Origin of the sequence: Stackebrandtia albiflava (genome assembly GCF_007994225.1) — a bacterium.
Lineage (GTDB): Bacteria > Actinomycetota > Actinomycetes > Mycobacteriales > Micromonosporaceae > Stackebrandtia > Stackebrandtia albiflava.
On record NZ_VLLL01000007.1, the window covers coordinates 354,577 to 374,502 of the forward strand.

Annotated in this window: 19 protein-coding genes and 2 pseudogenes; 10 read left to right on the plus strand and 11 right to left on the minus strand. The window is 71.6% G+C overall.

Features of this window, described 5'->3' with window-relative positions; translation table 11 throughout:
* Positions 1-324 precede the first annotated feature (324 nt).
* From LX16_RS20610 to LX16_RS20620, 3 genes are all read right to left on the minus strand, one after another.
* Positions 325-1,941 carry a ricin-type beta-trefoil lectin domain protein gene (locus LX16_RS20610; protein WP_244615919.1) on the minus strand — a complete coding sequence of 539 codons (1,617 nt, stop codon included), beginning with the start codon at positions 1,939-1,941 and terminating at the stop codon, positions 325-327.
* A gap of 205 nt (positions 1,942-2,146) precedes the next feature.
* Positions 2,147-2,617, minus strand: coding sequence for a hypothetical protein (locus LX16_RS20615; protein ID WP_244615920.1), 471 nt, complete (start codon positions 2,615-2,617; stop codon positions 2,147-2,149).
* Positions 2,618-2,770: 153 nt separating this feature from the next.
* The gene (locus LX16_RS20620) at positions 2,771-3,214 is read right to left on the minus strand and encodes a hypothetical protein (RefSeq protein WP_147141722.1); all 444 of its coding nucleotides are present in this window, start codon (positions 3,212-3,214) and stop codon (positions 2,771-2,773) included.
* 336 nt (positions 3,215-3,550) lie between these two features.
* Here LX16_RS20620 and pdhA point away from each other — a divergent pair, with 336 nt between their 5' ends.
* The 8 genes from pdhA to LX16_RS28110 all read left to right on the plus strand — a co-directional run bounded on the left by pdhA (position 3,551) and on the right by LX16_RS28110 (position 11,900).
* Entirely contained in the window at positions 3,551-4,717 is a 1,167-nt protein-coding gene (gene pdhA, locus LX16_RS20625; RefSeq protein ID WP_147141725.1) for a pyruvate dehydrogenase (acetyl-transferring) E1 component subunit alpha, read from the plus strand.
* Positions 4,717-5,703 (plus strand): alpha-ketoacid dehydrogenase subunit beta, encoded by a 987-nt coding sequence (locus tag LX16_RS20630; RefSeq protein ID WP_211354652.1) that lies wholly within the window; start codon positions 4,717-4,719, stop codon positions 5,701-5,703. The genes pdhA and LX16_RS20630 overlap by 1 nt, the downstream gene beginning before the upstream one ends.
* A 10-nt stretch (positions 5,704-5,713) precedes the next feature.
* A complete protein-coding gene (locus LX16_RS20635; RefSeq protein WP_147141732.1) occupies positions 5,714-7,090 on the plus strand; it encodes a dihydrolipoamide acetyltransferase family protein in 1,377 nt (458 codons plus the stop codon).
* Positions 7,091-7,335: 245 nt separating this feature from the next.
* On the plus strand, positions 7,336-7,479 hold the full coding sequence (locus LX16_RS26710; protein ID WP_158645669.1) for a hypothetical protein: 144 nt from the start codon (positions 7,336-7,338) through the stop codon (positions 7,477-7,479).
* A 278-nt stretch (positions 7,480-7,757) separates the two neighbouring features.
* Complete coding sequence (locus tag LX16_RS20640; RefSeq protein WP_147141735.1) at positions 7,758-9,101, plus strand: hypothetical protein; 1,344 nt, start codon at positions 7,758-7,760, stop codon at positions 9,099-9,101.
* A gap of 100 nt (positions 9,102-9,201) precedes the next feature.
* On the plus strand, positions 9,202-9,549 hold the full coding sequence (locus LX16_RS20645) for a VOC family protein (RefSeq protein WP_147141738.1): 348 nt from the start codon (positions 9,202-9,204) through the stop codon (positions 9,547-9,549).
* 100 nt (positions 9,550-9,649) lie between these two features.
* Positions 9,650-11,455, plus strand: coding sequence for an NHL domain-containing thioredoxin family protein (locus tag LX16_RS20650; RefSeq protein ID WP_147141741.1), 1,806 nt, complete (start codon positions 9,650-9,652; stop codon positions 11,453-11,455).
* Complete coding sequence (locus LX16_RS28110) at positions 11,445-11,900, plus strand: NUDIX hydrolase (protein WP_147141744.1); 456 nt, start codon at positions 11,445-11,447, stop codon at positions 11,898-11,900. Before LX16_RS20650 ends, LX16_RS28110 begins: the two co-directional genes overlap by 11 nt.
* A 98-nt stretch (positions 11,901-11,998) precedes the next feature.
* On the opposite strand, the pseudogene LX16_RS28115 reads toward LX16_RS28110, so the two are convergent.
* A pseudogene (locus LX16_RS28115) lies at positions 11,999-12,391 on the minus strand (GNAT family N-acetyltransferase); the annotation flags it as partial.
* A gap of 186 nt (positions 12,392-12,577) precedes the next feature.
* Here LX16_RS28115 and LX16_RS20665 point away from each other — a divergent pair.
* The gene (locus LX16_RS20665; RefSeq protein ID WP_147141750.1) at positions 12,578-13,558 is read left to right on the plus strand and encodes a M48 family metallopeptidase; all 981 of its coding nucleotides are present in this window, start codon (positions 12,578-12,580) and stop codon (positions 13,556-13,558) included.
* A gap of 21 nt (positions 13,559-13,579) precedes the next feature.
* A complete protein-coding gene (locus LX16_RS20670; RefSeq protein WP_147141753.1) occupies positions 13,580-14,452 on the plus strand; it encodes a fructosamine kinase family protein in 873 nt (290 codons plus the stop codon).
* Between the two features lie 70 nt (positions 14,453-14,522).
* Here the strand turns inward: LX16_RS20670 and LX16_RS28295 are convergent.
* The 7 genes and pseudogenes from LX16_RS28295 to ssd all read right to left on the minus strand — a co-directional run.
* A pseudogene (locus LX16_RS28295) lies at positions 14,523-14,825 on the minus strand (Rv3654c family TadE-like protein); the annotation flags it as partial.
* Complete coding sequence (locus LX16_RS20680; protein WP_147141756.1) at positions 14,815-15,174, minus strand: TadE family type IV pilus minor pilin; 360 nt, start codon at positions 15,172-15,174, stop codon at positions 14,815-14,817. The pseudogene LX16_RS28295 and the gene LX16_RS20680, both read right to left, overlap by 11 nt.
* On the minus strand, positions 15,171-15,359 hold the full coding sequence (locus tag LX16_RS20685) for a DUF4244 domain-containing protein (protein WP_147141759.1): 189 nt from the start codon (positions 15,357-15,359) through the stop codon (positions 15,171-15,173). Before LX16_RS20685 ends, LX16_RS20680 begins: the two co-directional genes overlap by 4 nt.
* Before the next feature lie 17 nt (positions 15,360-15,376).
* Positions 15,377-16,039 (minus strand): type II secretion system F family protein, encoded by a 663-nt coding sequence (locus tag LX16_RS20690; RefSeq protein WP_158645670.1) that lies wholly within the window; start codon positions 16,037-16,039, stop codon positions 15,377-15,379.
* Positions 16,036-16,656 carry a hypothetical protein gene (locus LX16_RS26715; protein ID WP_158645671.1) on the minus strand — a complete coding sequence of 207 codons (621 nt, stop codon included), beginning with the start codon at positions 16,654-16,656 and terminating at the stop codon, positions 16,036-16,038. Before LX16_RS26715 ends, LX16_RS20690 begins: the two co-directional genes overlap by 4 nt.
* Positions 16,611-17,915: a TadA family conjugal transfer-associated ATPase gene (locus tag LX16_RS20695; RefSeq protein ID WP_147141765.1), complete on the minus strand. Its 1,305-nt coding sequence runs from the start codon at positions 17,913-17,915 to the stop codon at positions 16,611-16,613. The genes LX16_RS26715 and LX16_RS20695 overlap by 46 nt, the downstream gene beginning before the upstream one ends.
* Positions 17,912-19,009 (minus strand): septum site-determining protein Ssd, encoded by a 1,098-nt coding sequence (gene ssd / locus LX16_RS20700; protein ID WP_147141768.1) that lies wholly within the window; start codon positions 19,007-19,009, stop codon positions 17,912-17,914. The genes LX16_RS20695 and ssd overlap by 4 nt, the downstream gene beginning before the upstream one ends.
* Positions 19,010-19,926: the final 917 nt, after the last annotated feature.

Genomic DNA, 19,926 nt, shown 5'->3' on the forward strand with positions numbered 1-19,926 from the left:
AACCAGAAGGCTAGCGCCGCAACGGCATCCGGTGGCGTCACGGTAACGGTAATCGTGCCGTGACTGTTGTCTACCGCCTGGTAGGGGAGTAGAAAGGAGTAAGGGACATCCGCCGACGCTCTACGGACACGATCTCGAAGCGATCGACACGGACATCCCGACACAGCCGCCGGGAACCCACGTGCGACCGGCCGCGGGACGGCACTTCGGGCCGGTGACGCGAAGTCGCACCGACCCGATGGAACGAGCGCGCCTGATAGCCCGGAGTGGATGTGTGAAGAGTGCGTCCGGCTCGGCCGGACGCACTCTCTCGTGGCGGCGGGATCAGTAGACCGAGGCACCGATCCAGTCGTCGTGCCCGTAGCCGACCGGGTCGGCGTAGTCGCGGGCGGTGAGTCGCAGGCTTCCGGCGGTGCCGCAGTCGGTCAGCACGAGGGCGGCTCCGGCGGCCGGCGATTCGAACCCGAGGCACAGCGACGGGGCCGCGACCGGGTGGATGCCGGTGGAGTCGACGGTGAAGTCCTGGTTGGTGCCGCCGTGGCAGTCCCACAGCACGAGCCGGCCTCCGACCGACATGTCGCCGTCGGCGACGTCGACGCAGCGGTCGTGACTGAGTTCCACGTGCAGTGACTGTTGCGTCTGGTCCTGGTAGAAGCCCTGGTTGCGGCCGCCGTGGCAGCCGTACGCCTGTAGGGCCGTGCCGTTGCGGGAGTCGTATCCCTCGGCGTCGACGCACAGTCCGGTGGTGCCGTCCCGAATGTCCCGGAACTCGAACAGTCCCTCGTAGACGACGGCGTTCCCGGTGCTCGCCGGGTCCACACACGTCCCGGCCTGCCAGGACGGGTTGGCGTAGAACTGGGTGACGCACTGGGCGAACGCGCCGTGTCCACGGTAGTTGGGATGCATGGACTGCCGGAACGCGTGTTCGGAGGGCAGGACACCGACCTCGACGGTGAGGCCGCGCACCCAGGTGTTGTCGTCGCAGACGGCGTGGCCGTCCATGAGCCGGCCGGCATCGAGGTAACGGACGCCCTTGGACAGCGCCGCCTCCCGCACGCCGGCCTCGAACAGCGGGACGGCCTTGTTGCGGGCGAACGCGGCGTCGGCGAGGTACATGAGGCAGCCGCCCCGGTACCAGCCGGGGAAGTCGGGGTTGTCCTCGACGTCGGGGCTGGCGGGGCTGCCGTAGGACATGACGACGAACTGGTAGTCGGTCGCCAGGTATCCGGCGTCGGTCATGGTCTGGCGGATGCCGTCGATGGCGTTCTCGACGCCGTCCTCGGTGACCTCGACGCGGGCGGCCCAGCCGTCGGTGTAGTCCGACCAGCACGGTCCGCGGAACAGTACGCGGTCGGTGATGCACTGTGTCGCGACCGGCCCGAACTCGATACCGCCGTCGTCGTTGGCGCCGATGGTGATCCAGATGAGTTCGATGTCGGTGTTGCGGGCCTTGATCGCCAGTTGGTCGCCCTGGTTCAGTTCGTCCCACTGGGTCGCGCCGGTGGACTGGACGAGGTGGGGACTGGCGGCCCCCGAACAGGCGATGTTGTACTGCACGTCGCTGGCGATGCCGGTGCGGAACACCGCCTGGTCGTAGGAGCGGTCGCACCAGTTGCCGTCGCGGTGGGTGTCGGGTTCGTAGTTGCCCACGCCCTCCCCGGAGATCTGGCTGTCGCCCATGGTGACCAGTGAGCTGAGCCGTTCCTCACGGGGGCGGATCTCGGGGCTGCCGTAGAGTTCGACGGCCTGGGCGGCGCGGATCTCCTCCAGTGCGGGGGGAAGGTCCTGGACCGCGGGGGTGGCGGGGTCGGCGGAGGCGGGGGCCGCGAGCGGCGTCGTCGCGGCCATGACCAGGGCGCCGAGCAGGGCGAGTCGCCGGATGGCGGGGCGTGGCCGGGGCGGTGGGGCTGTGGACGCGTGCCGGGTCCGAGTGGTTGTCACAACAGTCTCCTATCGAGACATCGACATTGATGACTTGTTGGGAGACTACCGTTACGCGCGGGTAATGTGAAGAACCTTCAGATACTTGGTCACGACGGCGAACCCGGCCGTCAGCGCGACCACTGTGGAAAACGACGGCCGCGTCCGACCCGGGGGGACCCGGACCGGACGCGGCCACGGCGACGCCGGCGACGAACCGGCCGGATCACACGAACCCCCTGGCGTGCGCGGCTAAAGTCGCGACCGTCACCGACGGGCGGTGGAACATCCGGGCCAGCAACGCGTCCACCCGCCACACCTGTTTGCCGTGCCTGGCGTCCATCCAGAACCGGTGACGGACGTCCCCGGCGGTGAACGCCAGCTCCACCCCCGGAAGCGACGGGTCCGCCGTCCAGCGCACGTCCACCAGCTCGGCGAGCCCGGCGTCCACATCGATCCGGACCCGGTTCAGCACCCGCGACTGCTTGGTGACCACGAGCCGCCGCCGCGTCAGCAACAGCAGGTGGTCGCCGGACAGATGGCCGTCGGGACGCAGGCAGTGCGCCAGCATGACCACCTCGTCGTCGGCGGGCACGCTGCGACGGAAGCTCGGGACGTGGCGGCTGAGTGTGATCGTGGCGAGGCCGGACTCCGCGGCGGCCGCCAGAAGTGTTCTAGAAAATCGATCCATGACCATCGACCCCACCTTCTTGCCGATCAAGGCAATCCTCTTGTCCGGTTCAACGAAAACCGCACATGCAGGTAACGGCTCACGGTGTGGAATCCCGCGATGACCCATCGAAGGGGATCGAGGTGAGGACGGGCGGAACCGGCTGCGCCGACACCGAAGTCACCGCCACCGGCGGCCGGGCGACCAGCCGAGTCCCGGTCCACAGTCGTCGGATCCGCCCGGTGACGCGGTGTCGTCCGGCACGGGTTCGGGCTCCGGCTCCTCGACGCGCCAACCACCCGTCATCGACTCGGGACGGACGATGAACGTGACCGCCGGCGAAGGCGCCGGGTCGGGCGTCGCCGGCACCTCCGGCGGCGGGGCGGGCTGCGCGAACGGGGCCGGCGGCCGGGGCGGCACCACCACCGGCGGGACCGGCGAGGACGGCGGCCCCGCGACGACGGGAGCCGGGACCGCCGGCTCGTCGGTGATCTCCGCCATACCGCCGGCGGCGGCGACCCCCACCGACATCGACGTGGTCATGGCGAGGACGACGATCCCCGCGGTGTGCCGCCGCAGCCAGCCCACCCCGGCCCGGTCGTCCTCGTCGAGGAAACCGCCCATGCCACCCCCGGGTGCCGACCGGTCGGCCGTCGACGCCGACTTCGCTTGGTGTATCAGTGGATGCCACCGGACGACCCGTCATCACCGCGCCGCGCGACGCGACCCGGCCACCGGGGCCGCCACCTCGCGACCGGGCGACACGCCGACCGGTCCGGCGAAATCCAGACTCGGGAGATCTTACCAAGCGTGAATCGGTGGATACATTCAGTAAATTTGATGATCACCACGTGTGGTCACGGGAGCCTTCTGGAATGCTGGGGGCACCCCAATATGTATCGGCCATCGCGCAAGACCGGCCACCCCGGGCTTCCGCACACCTGAACAGGGAGGACGTAGATGGTCAACGGCGATCAGAACCGTGCTGGTCCCAAGAAGAAGGCCGCACGCGGACGCAAGAAGCCCGCCGCGGCGGCCACCGGTCCCGTCGACATGGTGCAACTGCTCACGCCCGAAGGTGAGCGGGTCTCGCACCCCGAGTACGACGTCGACCTCAGCGACCAGCAGTACCGCGATCTCTACCGCGACATGGTGATCGTGCGGCGGCTCGACGCCGAGGGCACCGCCCTCCAGCGGCAGGGCCAGCTCGGCATCTGGGCGAGCCTCCTCGGACAGGAGGCGGCGCAGATCGGATCCGGGCGGGCACTCGCCAAACAGGACATGGTCTTCCCGACCTACCGGGAACACGGCGTGCTGTGGACCAGGGACATCGACCCGATCATGCCCTTCGGGCTGTTCCGGGGCATCGACCTGGGCGGCTGGGACTCCCGCAAGTACCGGTTCCAGATGTACACGATCGTTATCGGCGCGCAGAGCCTGCACGCCACCGGCTACGCCATGGGCATCACCAAGGACGGCAAGGTGGGCGGCGACGACGGTGAGGCCGTCATCGCCTACTTCGGAGACGGCGCCTCCAGCCAGGGCGACGTCAACGAGTCGTTCGTGTGGGCCAGCGTCTACAACGCACCCGTGGTGTTCTTCTGCCAGAACAACCAGTACGCCATCTCCGAACCGGTCATCCGGCAGGCGAAGGCGCCGCTGTACAAGCGCGCCGACGGTTTCGGCTTCCCCGGTGTCCGCGTCGACGGCAACGACGTGCTCGCCACCCTGGCCGTCACCACCCGCGCCATGGACAACGCCCGCCACGGCAACGGCCCCACCTTCATCGAGGCCTACACGTACCGGATGGGCGCGCACACCACCACCGACGACCCGACCCGCTACCGGGACTCCGGAGAGGTGGAGGCCTGGCGCGCCAAGGACCCCGTCTCCCGGATGCGCACCTTCCTGGAGCGGCAGTCGATCGCCGACACCGACTACTTCGACGGCATCGACGCCGAAGCACAACAGCACGCCCTCGACCTGCGGGAACGCGTCATCGCGCTGCCCGACCCCGAGCCCGGCGCCATCTTCGACCACGTCTACTCCGGCGGCTCGCCGCTGGTCGAGCGCGAGCGCGAGGAGTTCCAGGCGTACCACGCGTCCTTCGAGGGGAGTGAGCACTGATGTCGCAGACGCTACGCATCGGAGGCGCCGTCGGCGCCGGCCTGCGCCGCGCCATGGAGGACGACCCCAAGGTCATCCTGATGGGCGAGGACGTCGGCAAGCTCGGCGGTGTCTTCCGGGTCACCGACGGCCTCCAGAAGGACTTCGGCGAAGACCGGGTCATCGACACTCCACTGGCCGAGTCCGGCATCCTCGGGACCGCCATCGGCCTGGCCATCCGCGGCTGGCGGCCGGTGTGCGAGATCCAGTTCAACGGGTTCGTCTACCCGGCGTTCGACCAGATCGTCTGCCAGCTCGCCAAGATGCACTACCGGTCGCAGGGCACCGTGCCCCTGCCGATCGTGGTGCGCATCCCCTGCGGCGGCGGCATCGGCGCGGTGGAACACCACTCCGAGTCCCCCGAGGCGTACTTCGCCCACACCGCGGGCCTGAAGGTCGTCTCCTGCTCCAACTCCCACGACGCGTACTGGATGATCCAGCAGGCCATCGCCTCGGACGATCCCGTCATCTTCTTCGAGCCGCTGCGGCGCTACCAGGAGAAGGGCGAGGTCGACACCTCCGGTGACCTGTCGCAGGCGTACCCGCTGTTCTCGACGAAGGTCGAGCGTGAGGGCGACGACGCGACCGTGGTCGCCTGGGGTTCCATGGTGAAGGTCGCCCACGACGCCGCCACCGCGGCCGCCGAGGAGGGCCGGTCCCTGGAGGTCGTCAACCTGCGCACCCTGTCCCCGCTGGACATGGAGCCGGTCTACGCGTCGGTCCGCAAGACCGGCCGGATGGTCGTCGTGCACGAGGCCCCCTCCAACGTCGGCATCGGCGCGGAGATCGCCGCCCGCGTCACGCAGGACTGCTTCTACTCGCTGGAATCGCCGGTCCTCCGGGTCACCGGCTACGACACCCCCTACCCCGCCGCCCGGCTGGAGGAGGAGTACCTGCCCGACCTCGACCGGGTACTCGACGCCGTCGACCGGACCTTCGGGTACTAGAGGGAGCGCCATGCCGAAACTGCAACAGTTCAACCTGCCCGACCTCGCCGAGGGCCTGGTCGACGCCGAGATCATCAAATGGCTGGTCTCGCCCGGCGACACCGTCGAGCTCAACCAGCCGATCGTCGAGGTGGAGACCGCCAAGGCGCTCACCGAGATCCCGTCGCCCTACGCGGGCGAGGTCAAGACCCTCCACCACGAGGAGGGCACCACCGTCGACGTCGGGCAGCCGCTCATCACGATCGACACCGACCCCGGTGGCGCGTCCGGAGGCGACGAGCCGCCGGCCGAGACCGGCGCGCTGATCGGTGAGGAGACCGCCGACGGCCGTACCGCCGTGTTGGTCGGCTACGGCCCGAAGTCGGTCACCGCGAAGCGGCGGCCGCGCAAGTCCACCACCGCGCCGTTGGGCGAACAGGTGGCGGCACCGGTCGCGGTGTCGGCGCCCGCCCCGCCGCAACCGAGTCCGGCACCGGCTCCCGGTTCCGCCCCGATCCCGGCGGCGGCCCCCGGCGGTTCCGTACCGGTGCTGGCGAAGCCACCGGTACGGAAGCTGGCGAAGGACCTCGGGGTCGACCTGACCACGCTCACCGGTACCGGCCCGAACGGTTCGATCACCCGGGACGACGTGCAGTCGGCCGTCTCCGCTCCGGCGGCGACGGCGCGGCCCGCGGTCGTCTCCGGCGGTGAGGAGCGGATCCCGATCAAGGGAGTCCGCAAGTTCACGGCCGAGAACATGGTGGCGAGCGCGTTCACCGCACCGCACGTGACGGAGTTCCTGACCCTGGACGTCACAGAGACCATGGCCGCCGTGGCCCGGTTGAAGACGCTCCCGGAGTTCGAGGGCGTGAAGGTGTCTCCGCTGCTGTTGGTGGCCAAGGCGCTGCTCCTGGCGGCGCGGCGGCATCCGATGGTCAACTCGTCGTGGGACGAGGCCGCCGGGGAGATCGTGGTGAAGCACTACGTGAACCTCGGCATCGCGGCGGCGACCCCTCGCGGGCTCCTGGTCCCCAACATCAAGAACGCGGACTCGCTGGGCCTGCGGGAGCTGGCCGAGGCGCTGACCGAGCTGACCGTCACCGCCAGGGAGGGCAAGACCTCCCCCGCCGACATGTCGGGTGGCACCATGACGATCACCAACGTCGGCGTGTTCGGCGTGGACACCGGTACGCCGATCCTGCCCCCGGGCGAGTCGGCGATCCTGTGCTTCGGCGCCATCCGGGACACCCCGTGGGTTCACGAGGGCCAGGTCGTGCCGCGCAAGGTGACGACGCTGAGCCTGTCCTTCGACCACCGGATCATCGACGGGGAACTCGGTTCGCGGTTCCTCGCCGACGTGGGCCGCTTCCTGGCCGACCCGGGAACGCTCATGCTCGCCTGGGCCTGACGGAATCGCACGTCACCGGCCCTCCGCCCACCGGCGGGGGGCCGGTCTCCGTTTCCCCGGTTCCCGCCCGGACACCCGATTCGGCATCACCGGCGATCTGCCGGACATCTTCCGGTCATATATTGAGATCGCCATGTTATCGACGTCACGTGAGGGTCTTCACCTTAAAATCGATGGAATTTTCCTCCGTCCTGCGTTGTAATAGATGGGACGAAGACATCAGAATCCTCTGGGGAGAAGACACCGTGAGCACCATCGCCAAGTTCAAGAGCTACCGCCGCCGTCGCGCCGAGCTGGCCGCCACCCGGGTCATGCAGCGCCGCGACTTCCAGCCCCACAACGACACCACCCGCATGGAAATGCTGCTTTACACGAACCGAATCATGTAAACGCGCGTCCAAGTCCCGACTCCTCCCTCCCCGGGGCGCCTCCCGGTGACCGGCCATCCCAGGGCCGACCCTCACCTCCGGCGCCCGCCGAAGAACCGGTAACCGCGGCTGACGAGCCCCGGTTACCGGTTTTTCATCGCCCGTCCACCGCCTCGCCCGGGAAAGCCGTGAAGTGACCGGCGTTCACACCCCTTTGAGACAACCCGGTAGCGTGTACCCGACTGTCAGGTTCGAGACACCACGTGCGGCAGGTGCACGTCCGCATTGCAGGAGGCGTAATGACGTCCGAACAGAACAACCCGTCGGCGTCGCCGGGCGATCCCGCCGCCCAGCCGCCGGCCAACGATCCCCAGCACGACGAAGAGAACACCGCCGTGATCCGGCCCGGGCAGCCCAGCCAGCAGCCGGTGAGTGGACCACCCCACGCCCCGGTGAGCGGGCCGACCCCGCCCGTCAGCGGTCCCCCCCAGGGCGGCGGCGACCCGGCGACCACCGTGATCAACCCCGCGAACCAGACCCCCCGGCCGCCCACCGGCCCACAGACCCCTCCCGGCCCGCCCGGAAGCGGATACCCGACTCCCCCCGGCTACCAACCGCCGCCGCCCGCCGCACCACCGGCACCACCGTCCGGCAGCGACGTCACCCAGCGCATCGAGACCGGGCAGCCCGGCGCCGCGCCGCCACCCCCGCCCATGGCGGCACCCGCCGCCCCGGCGACACCGCCCACCCCGCCGCCGGGTTACGGCCCACCGACACCACCACCCTCGTCGGCGCCCCCCGCCGGCCCCGTCTCCACGCCCCCCGCGGCCCCGGCCTCCGGTGCGCCCTCCGCACCTCCCGCCGCCCCAGCCTCCGGTGCGCCCTCCGCGCCCGGCCACCCGCCGCAGGGCAACCCACCCACCGAACTCCAGCCCGGAGTCCCGCTGTGGGGCGGACAGACCGGCGCCCCCACCCCGCCGCCCGGACAGGGCGGATTCGGCGCACCGCCGCCCCCGGCGGCCCCGCAGCCCGGACAGCCCCAATGGGGCGCGCCGGCGGAGACCCCCACCCCCATGGGCGACTCGACGCCCGGCAACCCGTGGGGCGCCCCCGCGCAACCCACCAGCGGCGCGCCGGGCCAACCCGGACAGCCGGAGTTCGGCGCACCGGGCCAGACCGGTGCGCAGCCCGAGTTCGGCGCTCCCGGACAGCCCGGGCAGCCCGGCTACGGCGCTCCCGGACAGCCCGGATTCCCGGGCGGCCCCGGTATGCCGCCGGGCGGCCCCGGCATGGGTGACATCCCGGGCATGCCTCCGCAGAAGCCCAGCAAGAAACCGAACACACTGATGCTGGTCGGCGTCATCGTCGCCGTCCTCGTGCTGCTGGGTGCGCTCGTGTGGGCGGGCATGGCGCTGTTCGGCGGCCAGGACTTCGCCGTCGGCGGCTGCGTCCGCCAGGACGGCAACGAGGCCGTCGCCATCGACTGCGCGGACGCCGGTGAGAGCGAAGGCGCCGTCTACGAGATCACCGAGAAGGTCGCCGACCAGGCCGAGTGCGACGACCCGACCCAACCGATCGTCGAGATCGAGGGCTCCGGGGACATCTACTGCCTGAAGCCGTACGGACAGACCGAAGGCGAATGACCGACACCGGAGGGGCGGGACCGATCCGGTCCCGCCCCTCCGGCGCGCACGTTCCCCGACACGGGGCCTCCGGGGGCCTCACGGCGTTACGCTCCCAGCCATGATCAACGGGGCGCACATCGCCATACACACCAACGACGCGGCCGCCGACTGCGGCTTCTTCCGGGACGTGCTGAACTACCCGTACGTCGACGCGGGCAACGGCTGGTTCATCTTCAAGTCACCGCCGTCCGAGATCGCCATGCACCCCTCGGACACCTCCTCGCACGAACTCCTGCTGATGTGCGACGACATCCACGCCACCGTCGCGGAACTCACCGCGAAGGGAGTGCGGTTCACCGAACCCGTCAACGACGAGGGGTGGGGACTCATCACCATGCTGCGGTTGCCCGGCGGCGGCGAGGTCCGGCTGTATGAACCCCGCCACGAACGCGCCCACTGCCTGTGACCGCTCCCCGGGTCCACGGGCGTGACCACCAGCGGATTCGGGCGCGATCGGCGGCCACGCCATCGCGTCGGTCCGGCCGCGCCGGTGGCACCCTTGTCGCATGACCTCACGTGTCCGCGCCCCGGAACTGCCCGCCGGCCCCTGGCTCAACACCGGGGAGGCCGGGCTGCGCCTCACCGACCTGCGCGGCAAGGTCGTCCTGTTGGACTTCTGGACGTTCTGCTGCGTCAACTGCCTCCACGTCCTCGACGAACTCCGGCCGCTGGAGGCGAAGTACGGTGACGCGCTCGTCGTCATCGGCGTCCACTCCCCCAAGTTCGCGCACGAACGCGACCACGAGGCGCTCACCGCCGCCGTGGAACGCTACGGCGTGGCGCATCCGGTCCTCAACGACGCCGACCTGACCGTCTGGGACGCCTATGCCGCCCGGGCGTGGCCCACCCTCGTCCTCATCGACCCCGACGGTTACGTCGTCGCCACCATGGCCGGCGAGGGGCACGCCGACAGCCTCGACCGGATCGTCGGCGACCTCGTCGACCGGCACGCGCGCGCGGGCACCCTCGACACCGGCCCCGGCCCGTACACGCCGCCACCCGTACCGGAGACCACCCTGCGGTTCCCCGGCAAGGCGGTCCCCACGCCCGGCGGCGGTCTACTGGTCGCCGACTCCGCCCACCACCGGATCGCGCACCTCGCCGCCGACGGCGAGACCCTGATCCGGACCTACGGCGCGGGAGAGCGCGGCCACCGCGACGGCGGCCCCGGAGAGGCGGCGTTCAACGAGCCGCAGGGACTGTGCGTGCTCCCCGCCGAGGTGGCGTCCCGGGTCGGATACGACGTGGTCGTCGCCGACACCGTCAACCACCGGTTGCGGGGGCTGCGGCTCTCGGACGGGCACGTCACGACGGTCGCCGGCAGCGGAGACCCGTGGCGTTCCCAGGTCGACGACGAGGCACACGACGCCCTCACCACCGACCTGTCGTCACCGTGGGACGTCGCCTGGTACGACGGCCGGGTCGTGGTGGCGATGGCGGGAATCCACCAACTGTGGTGGTTCGACCCGATCGGGGCGCGGACCGGTGTCTACGCGGGCACCACCGTGGAGAGCCTGCGCGACGGGCCGATACCGGACGTGTGGCTGGCGCAGCCGTCCGGGTTGGCCGTCGACGGCGACCGGTTGTGGTTCGTCGACGCCGAGACCTCGGCGCTGCGACGTGTCGAGGCGGGCGTCATGCACACCGCCGTCGGACAGGGCCTCTTCGACTTCGGGCACGTCGACGGGCCCGCCGGTGACGCCCTCCTGCAACACCCGTTGGGGGTCGCGGTGTTGCCCGACGGCAGGATCGGGATCGCGGACACCTACAACGGCGCCGTCCGCTGCTACGACCCCGCCGAGAACACGGTGTCCACACTGGCGACGGGCCTGGCCGAACCGAGCGGGCTGACCGTCGACGGTGACCGGGTGTGGGTGGTGGAGTCGGCCGCGCACCGGCTCACGCCGCTGCGCGGCACCGAGACCGTCGTCGGCGGGCACGCGCAACAGGTCGTCCGGTCCGCCACCCCGCTCGCCCCCGGCGCACTCGTCCTGGAGGTGGTGTTCACGCCGCCGCCCGGCCGCAAACTCGACGACAGCTTCGGGCCGCCGACCCGGTTGACCGTGACCTCCGACCCGCCCGAACTGCTCGCCGAAGGCGCCGGCGAAGGCACCGACCTGACCCGGCGGCTGCGCGTCGCCGACGGCGTCCCCTCCGGGGTGCTGCAGGTGGTGGCGCAGGCGGCGAGCTGCGACATCGACGTACCCAACCCGGCGTGCCACCTCACCCGGCAGGACTGGGGGGTGCCGGTCACGGTCACGCGCGACGGCGAGGACCGGCTCACACTGATGCTGCACGGCCATGACGGCTGACCCGGTACCCGGCCGGGTCCAGCGGATCGCCGCGTACGCCCACGCCGAACGAGACGGCGCCGTCCTGCTGGTGCGGGTCGGCGGGACGCTGCCCGACGAGGCAGGGACGTGGATGCTGCCGGGTGGCGGCGTCGAACACGGCGAACACCCCGCACAGGCGGTCGTACGGGAGGTCGCGGAGGAGACCGGGCTCGACGTCACGGTCGAGGGACTGACGACCGTCGGTTCCGATCACCGGACGATCCCGTTCCCGTCCGGGCCGGTCGACTTCCACTGTGTCTACTTCGTGTACCGGGTGAGGGTGACCGGCGGGACACTGCGCGACGAACCCGACGGCACGACGCGCTCACCGTCGTGGCTGCCGATCGCGGCCATGGCTACGACACCGCTCCTGCCGAGCATGGCCGACACCATCCGGCGGCTCACCGGCCACACCGGTAAGTAGTCGAACGGCAGGTCGTGCAGACTCAGCCCTTCCCGCCATCGACGCCCGGTCAGGTCGTTGACGAGGGTGACCTCCGTGAGGACGTCGAATCCGGCCTCGTGGGCGCAGTGCATACCGGCGAGGTTCCGGGCGGCGGGGCGCAACGCCAGGTGACGCAGTCGACGGTTCCGGGCCTCCTCGGTCACCTGCGCCAGCAACCGCGAACCGACCCCGGTGTCCCGCATCGACTCGGTGACCACCAGGGGACGCACCTCGCCGTGCCGGTCCTCGATGAGCAGGCCCGCGAACCCGACGACCACGTCGGCCTGTTCGGCGACCCACATGCCCGACAGGTTCAGACGGGTCAGGTACTCCTCGAAACCGGCGCCCGGGTCGTCACCACCGAGGCCGGGCTCGTCGTACAACCGGCCGTGGTCGGCCACCATCTCGATCCACAGGTCGCGACAGGCGGCGTGGTCCGCCGGACGGAAGCCACGAATCTCGACACTCATGTCCTCTTCTTACCCGCAACGGCCCCTCCCGACCCCGGAAACCCGCAGAGCCGCCGCCCACGGCGCCGCGACGACGGCGGGGGACGTGCGTCGGGCGGGTACCGTACCCAGAGTCGGCCGCGGCGAACCGCACGCCACCGGACCAACGAGAACAGGCACGCACCCCATCGACGCTGGAGCAGCATCATGACTCGTCCCGACCGTGAACCCGTCATCCTGCGAGGCATCAGCTCCCGCGCCTGGGAGCACCCCGCCGACCGGGGCGCCCTGGTGGCGCTGCGGGAACTGCGCGGCTTCGACATCGTGCTGCGTAAGCTCGCCAGCCTGGTGAAGGAACGCCAGATGCGGCTGGACTTCCTGGGCAGCGCCATCCGGGTGGACCGTCACCAGTACGCCGACGTGCACCGGCACTACCTCCAGGTCGCGGCGGTCCTCGACATCCCCGAACCGCCGGAGCTGTACGTCCACCGCAACCCCGACCTGGCCGGCGTCACCATGGGCATCGACAAACCGATCGTGTCGATCAGTTCCGGTGCCGTCCAGATGCTCGACGACCAGGAGCTGCGTTTCCTGCTCGGTCACGAACTCGGCCACGCCGCCAGCGGACACGCCCTGTACCGGACGCTGTTCGTCTGGGTGCTGCGCCTGACCTCCAATCTGGCCTGGTTGCCGGTCGGTTCGGTCGGTCTTCGTGTGATCCTCGCCGCGCTCAGCGAATGGCGTCGCAAGTCGGAACTGACCGCCGACCGCGCCGGCCTGCTCGCGGTGCAGAACCCCAACACCGCGATCCGGGTGCTGGCGCGGATCGCCGGAGGCGGCGACCTGTCCCAGATCGACATCGCGGCGTTCCTGGAGCAGGCCAAGGACTACGAGTCGGGCGGCGACCTGCGCGACAGCCTCCTGAAGCTGGCGATGCTGGAGAACCTGAGTCACGACGTCCCGGTGGAACGCGCCGCCGCGCTCCAACACTGGGTGTCCGAAGGGGAGTACCGCGACATCCTCGGCGGCGACTACCCCCGCCGGGACGACGACGACAACGTCAGCATCACCGACGAGGCGAAGGCCGCGGCACGCCACTACCGGGACGCGTTCAACCGTTCCGGTGACCCGCTGGTCGACACGCTGCGCCGGTTCCGCGACAAGGTGACCCCCAACCGCTCCGAGTGACGCCCGCCGTACCGTTGCGGTGTGGACCTGGAATACCTGCGTGCCCACCCCGAACGGCTGCCGATGCTCATCGACCACCAACGGATCCGGTTCACACCGGTCCCGGGCGGATCGACCAGCGTCGCGCAACGGCTCACCTTGGACGACGGCACCGACGTGTTCGCGAAACTCCACGAGACCGGCCCGGAAGGGCTGATCGACGCGGAACGACGCGGCCTCGACTGGCTCGCCGCCGCCGGTGCACCGGTCCCCCGGGTGTGGGCGTCCACACCGGAACTACTGGTCACCGACTGGATCCCGGAGGCGGCGCCCACCGCCGACAACGCCGCCGCGTTCGGCCGCGCGTTGGCCCGGCTGCACCGCTCCGGCGCCGACCGCTTCGGCGCGGACTGGCCCGGTTTCATCGGGCGGCTCCCGTTGGACAACTCGGGAGCCGAGACCGACTGGGCGGGCTGGTACGCGACGCGGCGGCTGCTGCCCTACCTGCGGATGTCACGTGACGCCGGAACCCTCGACGCGGCCGACACGGCCCTGGTGTCGGCGGCGATCGACCGGTTGCCCGGGCACGCGGGCCGGTCCGACCCCACCGAACCGGTCGCCCGTATCCACGGTGACCTGTGGCCGGGCAACGTGTTGTGGTCGGCCGACCGGGCGTTCCTGATCGATCCGGCCGCCCAGGGCGGACACCGCGAGACCGACCTGGCGACCCTGGCGCTGTGGGGAGGCGCTCCCCGTCTCGCGGACATCCACGCCGGATACCGGGAGGTGTGGCCGCTCGCCGACGGATGGCGTGACCGGACCCCCGCGCACCAACTTCACCTGCTGCTGGTGCACACCGCCCTCTTCGGACGGGCGTACCGGGATGAGGTGCTGGCGGCGGCACGGAGCTGGTGACCGGCGCCGACCCCGCGACCGCCCGTGCCCGCACCGGTCCGAAACCGGCCAGGATCGGCGGCAACCCGCGCTCCACCTCCACCGTGACCAGGCCGTCCGATACCCGGCAGTCGGTGAGGCGCGCGAGGTTCGCGTCCGCGAGCCGGCCCGCGACGTCACACGGATCGTCGCGGGTGGCTCCCAGCCGCATGGCAGCCGCCAGCGCCGCCGCGTCGGCCGCCCACTGTGCCTGGTGACGTGCCCGCACCGCCGCCGTCACCGACAGCGCCACCGCTCCGGTGAGGACCAGCACCGCCGCCACCGCCAGCACCATCACGGTCGCGCTTCCGGCGTCACCGTCTCGGGCGTCGCCGCGCGCGGTCTCAACGGACACCGACGTCCTCCCGGGCGGCGGTCGCGTCGGCGCGCAACGGGACGCCGGGAAGCCACTCCGCCCACGGCCGCACCTCCACGGTCACCACCGCCGTCACCGTGTCCGCCGTGGTGTCGATACGGACCCGGGCGCCCTCCGGGGCGCGGGACGCCCCCACGAGTGCCCCCGCCTCGCCCCTGGCCTCCGCCAACGCCGCCTCCCGCGCCGCGTCGACGCACCGGACCTGGGCGACGGCCGCGTACACTCCCCCGACGACCGCCGCCAACAGCAGCAGCACGGCGGGGAACGCCACCGCCAGCTCGGCCGTCGCGTGCCCGGCGTCGCCGCCGGGACGTCGTCGGCGGATCATTTCAACGCCTTCTCGACGATGCCCGTCAACGCGGCCGAGACCGTGTCGGACGTCAACACCTTCAACAGCAGGCCCGCGAACGCGACCGCGGCGATCGTGCCCACCGCGTACTCCGCGGTACTCATGCCCGCGTCGCCGCGCAACCTCCGCCGCCAACGTTCACCGATACACCTCAAAGTGGACATGTACGACTCCTTTCGAGTCATGGAAGGGAAACGACGGATGCCATGAGTGACATCACGATCGGAATGAGACCGGCCGCCACGAAGGCCGGCAGGAAACACAGGCACAACGGCAACACCAGCCACACTCCTGCCCGTTGTGCGCGTGCGGCGGTGGCGACCGCGTGTTCGGCGCGCAACCGTTCGGCGAGCCGGTGCATCCCCTCGGCGAGGGCCGCCCCGGACCAGCGGCTGCGTTCCACCGCCGCCGCGAACCATTCGGCTCCGGGGATCTCCCGCAGTCCCGCCGCCGCGTCGGCCGCCGACTCGCCCCACAGCAGCGCCCGGCCGTACCGGGCCAGCAGGTCCGCCAGTTCACCGTCACCGGCGTTGCCGGCGGCGATCACGGCGTGCGGGAGCGGTGCGCCCGCCGACAGGCACGCCCCCGCCACGTCGAGCGCGGACGGCAGTTCGGCGGCCAGGCGGCGTCGCCGCGCGCGGCGACGCTCCTCACCGGTACGGGTGGTGGCGTACCTGGTGGCCGCCACGGTGGCCGCGCCCGCCACCACCCCCGCGACACCGCCGACCACCACCGCGACGGCGAGGCCGGTGGCGACCGTGACCGGCCACCCGTGAAGCAGCCGTCGCCGCGGTACGTCCGCCGCGGCCGGGGACAGGGCGCGGAGCCGTCGGGTCGCCTTCACGCCGCCACCGCCTCGTCCCGGGTGACCGCCAGGTGGATCCGGTGGCTCCACCACAACCCCACCACCTGGAGTGCCGCGGCGGCCGACAGGCACGCGGCCCCCACCGGTGTGGTGAACAGCAACGTCAAGGTGTCGGCGCCGACGAGCGCACCGAGGAGCGGACCGGCCAACGGAAGCAACGCGAGCAGGACGACGGTGGCGCGGGTGCCCGCCGTGTGGGCGGCGAGGGCGGCACGGGCCGCCGCCGCCGATCGCAGTTCGACGGCGAGACGGTCGAGCAGCTCCGCCGCGGGAGCGCCCGTCGTCTCCACCACACGTGCGATCCCACGGAGCCGCCGCGCGATCCCGCGGGTCGCCGGTTCACCGTCCAACTCTATGGAAGCGGCGAGCGCCGCCATCTCCGCGGGAGGGCTCAGGCCGGCCCGGACGTCCGCCGCCAGCAGTTCAACACCGCGGTACGCCCGGTCGGTGAACCGTTCCGCGCGTTTCCGCCTACGGGCTCCCCGCGACACGACGACACCCGCGACCGCGTACCCCGCCGCGAGGACCGGCGCGACCGGACCCGCCCACATCACGGGGGCCGCCGCCAGCACCGCCGCGGCCGCCGCGGCGCGCACCGGGTGACGCTCCGCCCACGCCGCCACGGCCGCCGTTCTCCGCCGGTGGCCCGGCTCGGGTGTCGTGGACAGCCGGTCCAGCGGGCTACCGGTAAACACGACGGCTCCCACGGCCGCTCCTCCGCCGACAACAGTCTCGTGAGCCTGGGCCTGCCCGGTGTGGCACCGCCGGTGATCCGCCAGGCCGGACTCACCCTGATCCGGCCGTGATCCGGGTCGACCTCCAGCAGCGATATCTCCGACACCACCCGCCGGGCACCGATCCTGCGCATGTGGACGACCACCCGAAGCGCCGCCGCGATCAATGCGTACAGGCCGGGCCGTGACAGGCCGTGCGGCAGCGCCAACGCCGCCAACCGGGCGGGTACGTCGGCGGCCGTGTTGGCGTGGACCGTTCCGGCGCTCCCGTCGTGCCCGGTGTTGAGGGCCGCGAGGAGTTCGATGACCTCGGCGCCCCGGCACTCACCGACCACGATCCGGTCCGGACGCATCCGCAGCGCCTGCCGGACCAGCGACGCCAGGTTCACCTCACCGGCACCGTCCACGTTGGCCTGCCTGGTTCGCAGGCTCACCACCTGCGGGTGCCGTGGCGCGAGCTCCGGTGAATCCTCGACGACCACGATGCGTTCACCGTCCGGAACCGACTCCAGCAGGCTGCGCAACAGTGTGGTCTTGCCGCTGCCGGTACCGCCCGACACCAGGAACGGCAGACGCCTAGCCACGATACGAGCCACCCACTGCGCCGACTCCGGCGTGAACGTGCCGGCCTGGATCAGCCCCGCCATGTCGAACGCGACCGGTCGATGGGTCCGCAGGCTCAGGTACGGCCCCGCGACCGCCAGCGGAGGCAGGACCGCGTGCAGCCGCGTCCCGTCCGGGAGCCGCACGTCCACGAACGGGTGCGCGTCGTCCAGGCGCCGCCCGGCCGCGGTCGCCAACCGCGCCGCCAACTCCCGCACCGAGGCGGCGTCGGGGAAACACACGTCGGTGGGTCGCAGCCCCTCGCCCGAGTCGGCCCACACCACGCCCGGGCCGTTCACCAGGACGTCCGTCACGTCGGGCGTGTCGAGGAGCGGTTGCAACCGCCCGGCCCCGGTCAGGTCGTCGGTCAACCGGCCCGCGAGGCCCAGCAGGGCGGGACCCGTCACGGGGGCGCGCCCTGTCGCGTGCAGTGCCGCAGCCACGTCGCCACCGGACACGTCGTCTCGTGTATCCGAGAGCAGTTGGCGGCGCACCGCCTTCAACAACGCCGTGGTCATCTCGGCGCTCCCGTACCGGCGGTGCGGTGATCCCCCGCCGCCGCCACCACGGCGGCGGCCACGACGGCGAGATCACCTCGCCGGAGTCTGGGCAGTGCCGCCCCCGACTCGACGGCCGCCGGTAGCTTCGGGTCGCTGCAGATGCGCCCGACTACGGGCACCCCCACGGTCTGCGCGATCTGGGCGACGGCGAGACGTCGCGGATCCCGCACGACGAGGGCGGCGCGCTCGGCGGTGCCGGCGTGGGCGGCCAGTACGTGCGGTGCAGCCGCCACCGCGCGCACCTCCCCCGGCACCACGACCACCAGGAGGTTCCCCGCGCCGGGGAGCCTAGGTGAACAGCCCGCCCCAGACCGGGGCAGGTCCAGCACCACGAGGTCGTGTCCGCGTCCTGCCGCGTCGATGACGGCGGCGAACTGGTCTCGACCGACCGGGCCACCGCCCCGTGTGTGCGACAACAGGGTCAGATCGCCTTCGCGGGGGAGGCTGTCCCGGAGCTTCACCGGGTCGAACGGTCCCGGCATGTTGGCCAGGTCGTGCCAGCGCAGGCCGCTGGACCGTTCCCAGCCCATCGCGAGGTCCAGGCCGGCGCCGTGTGGGTCGGCGTCGATGAGGATCGTTCTGCGGCGCTGCCGGGCGGCACGGATCGCGACGGCTGTCGCGAGTGTGCTGGCGCCCGCACCGCCACGCGCCCCGGACACCGAGATCACCGGTGCCCGGGGCCGCCGCGACGGCTGCGGCGCCAGGCGGGTCACCAGCCACGGCGCCGCCTCCGGCAGGCTTGCGACCTGATCGGCGCCCATCGTCAGCGCCATGGGCCACGCCCGGTCGTAGGGCATGCCAGGGCCGGTGAGCAGGACGACTCCGTCGCGTGGCGGGAACCGGGCGTCGGCGCAGGAGCGCACGGCGTCCTCACCGATGACGACGACCGACGCGGAGGACCAGAACCGGGCCGCCGTCTCGGCGTCGGGCACCGTCCACGCCGAGACGCCCGCGGCCGAGGCGAGCTCCGTGAGCCGGCCCGCGACGGCGGTGTCGGCGGTGATGAACAGCGGTCGCTGCTGAACCGCGGTGTCGAGCGGCGTGGTCCCCATGGATGCTCCTCGAATGTGGAACGGCGTGATGCATCCACTGTCGATGGCGTGCCCGGCGATGACAAGCACGACGATCGTCGCCTGTGGATAACCGGCCGGTTGTGGATAACGCCGGGGTTTTCCACAACCTCGGGTTCGTCCACAGCCTCCCCGGGTCGCGGTTTGACTCGCCGTGAATGGCGTCCGATAGGCTCGAATCCGAAGGGGTGGAGGCCGGTGGCCCTGAAGTGGGGGACACGGTAAGGGGATGGCGGGGCATCACGACCGACCGGTCATCACGACCGACCGGTCATCACGGCCGACGGGTCATCACAGCCGGCAGGGCCTCACGGCCGGGTTCATCACGTCCCCGGCGAGGTGAGGGGCGGCAGCACGGCCCCCGTCATCCCGACCTGCGGGGCGGCGTCATTACACGGAGCCTCCGGGGCCGTCGTAGGACGGCGAACCCGGGGGCGTCATGGCCGGCGCGTGGATGCGGGACGTCATCATGGCTGGCGCGGGGACGACCGGGCGCGTCATCACCGCCCGGATTGGATCAGCCGGTGTGGGTCAGGGTGTCCGGTGCGGTCCGGCGCCACACACCGTGTCGGTCAGTAGTCGCCTGCCGTGTCGGCGGCCCGCGTCGATCCGCACGCCGTCTCGGTCGGTTCACCGCCGACCCGGAGGCTCGCCAGGTGCCATGTCGTTCGAGTCCGGCCCGTACCTGCGAAAACACCTCCCGATCGGGCCGACCCACCGCAGGTGGCCCGCCATACCGGGTCGTCGTCTCGGCGGCTCACGTCGCCACGTCCGTCTCGGCGGCAAGCCACGGCCCGCGCGCGGTCACTCGGCGGTTCACAGGGGGTCTCGTCACCACGGCCACACCGGGCGGGGCGTCGTTCCTCGTCGTCCACACACCGAGCGCTCGCCCGGCCGCT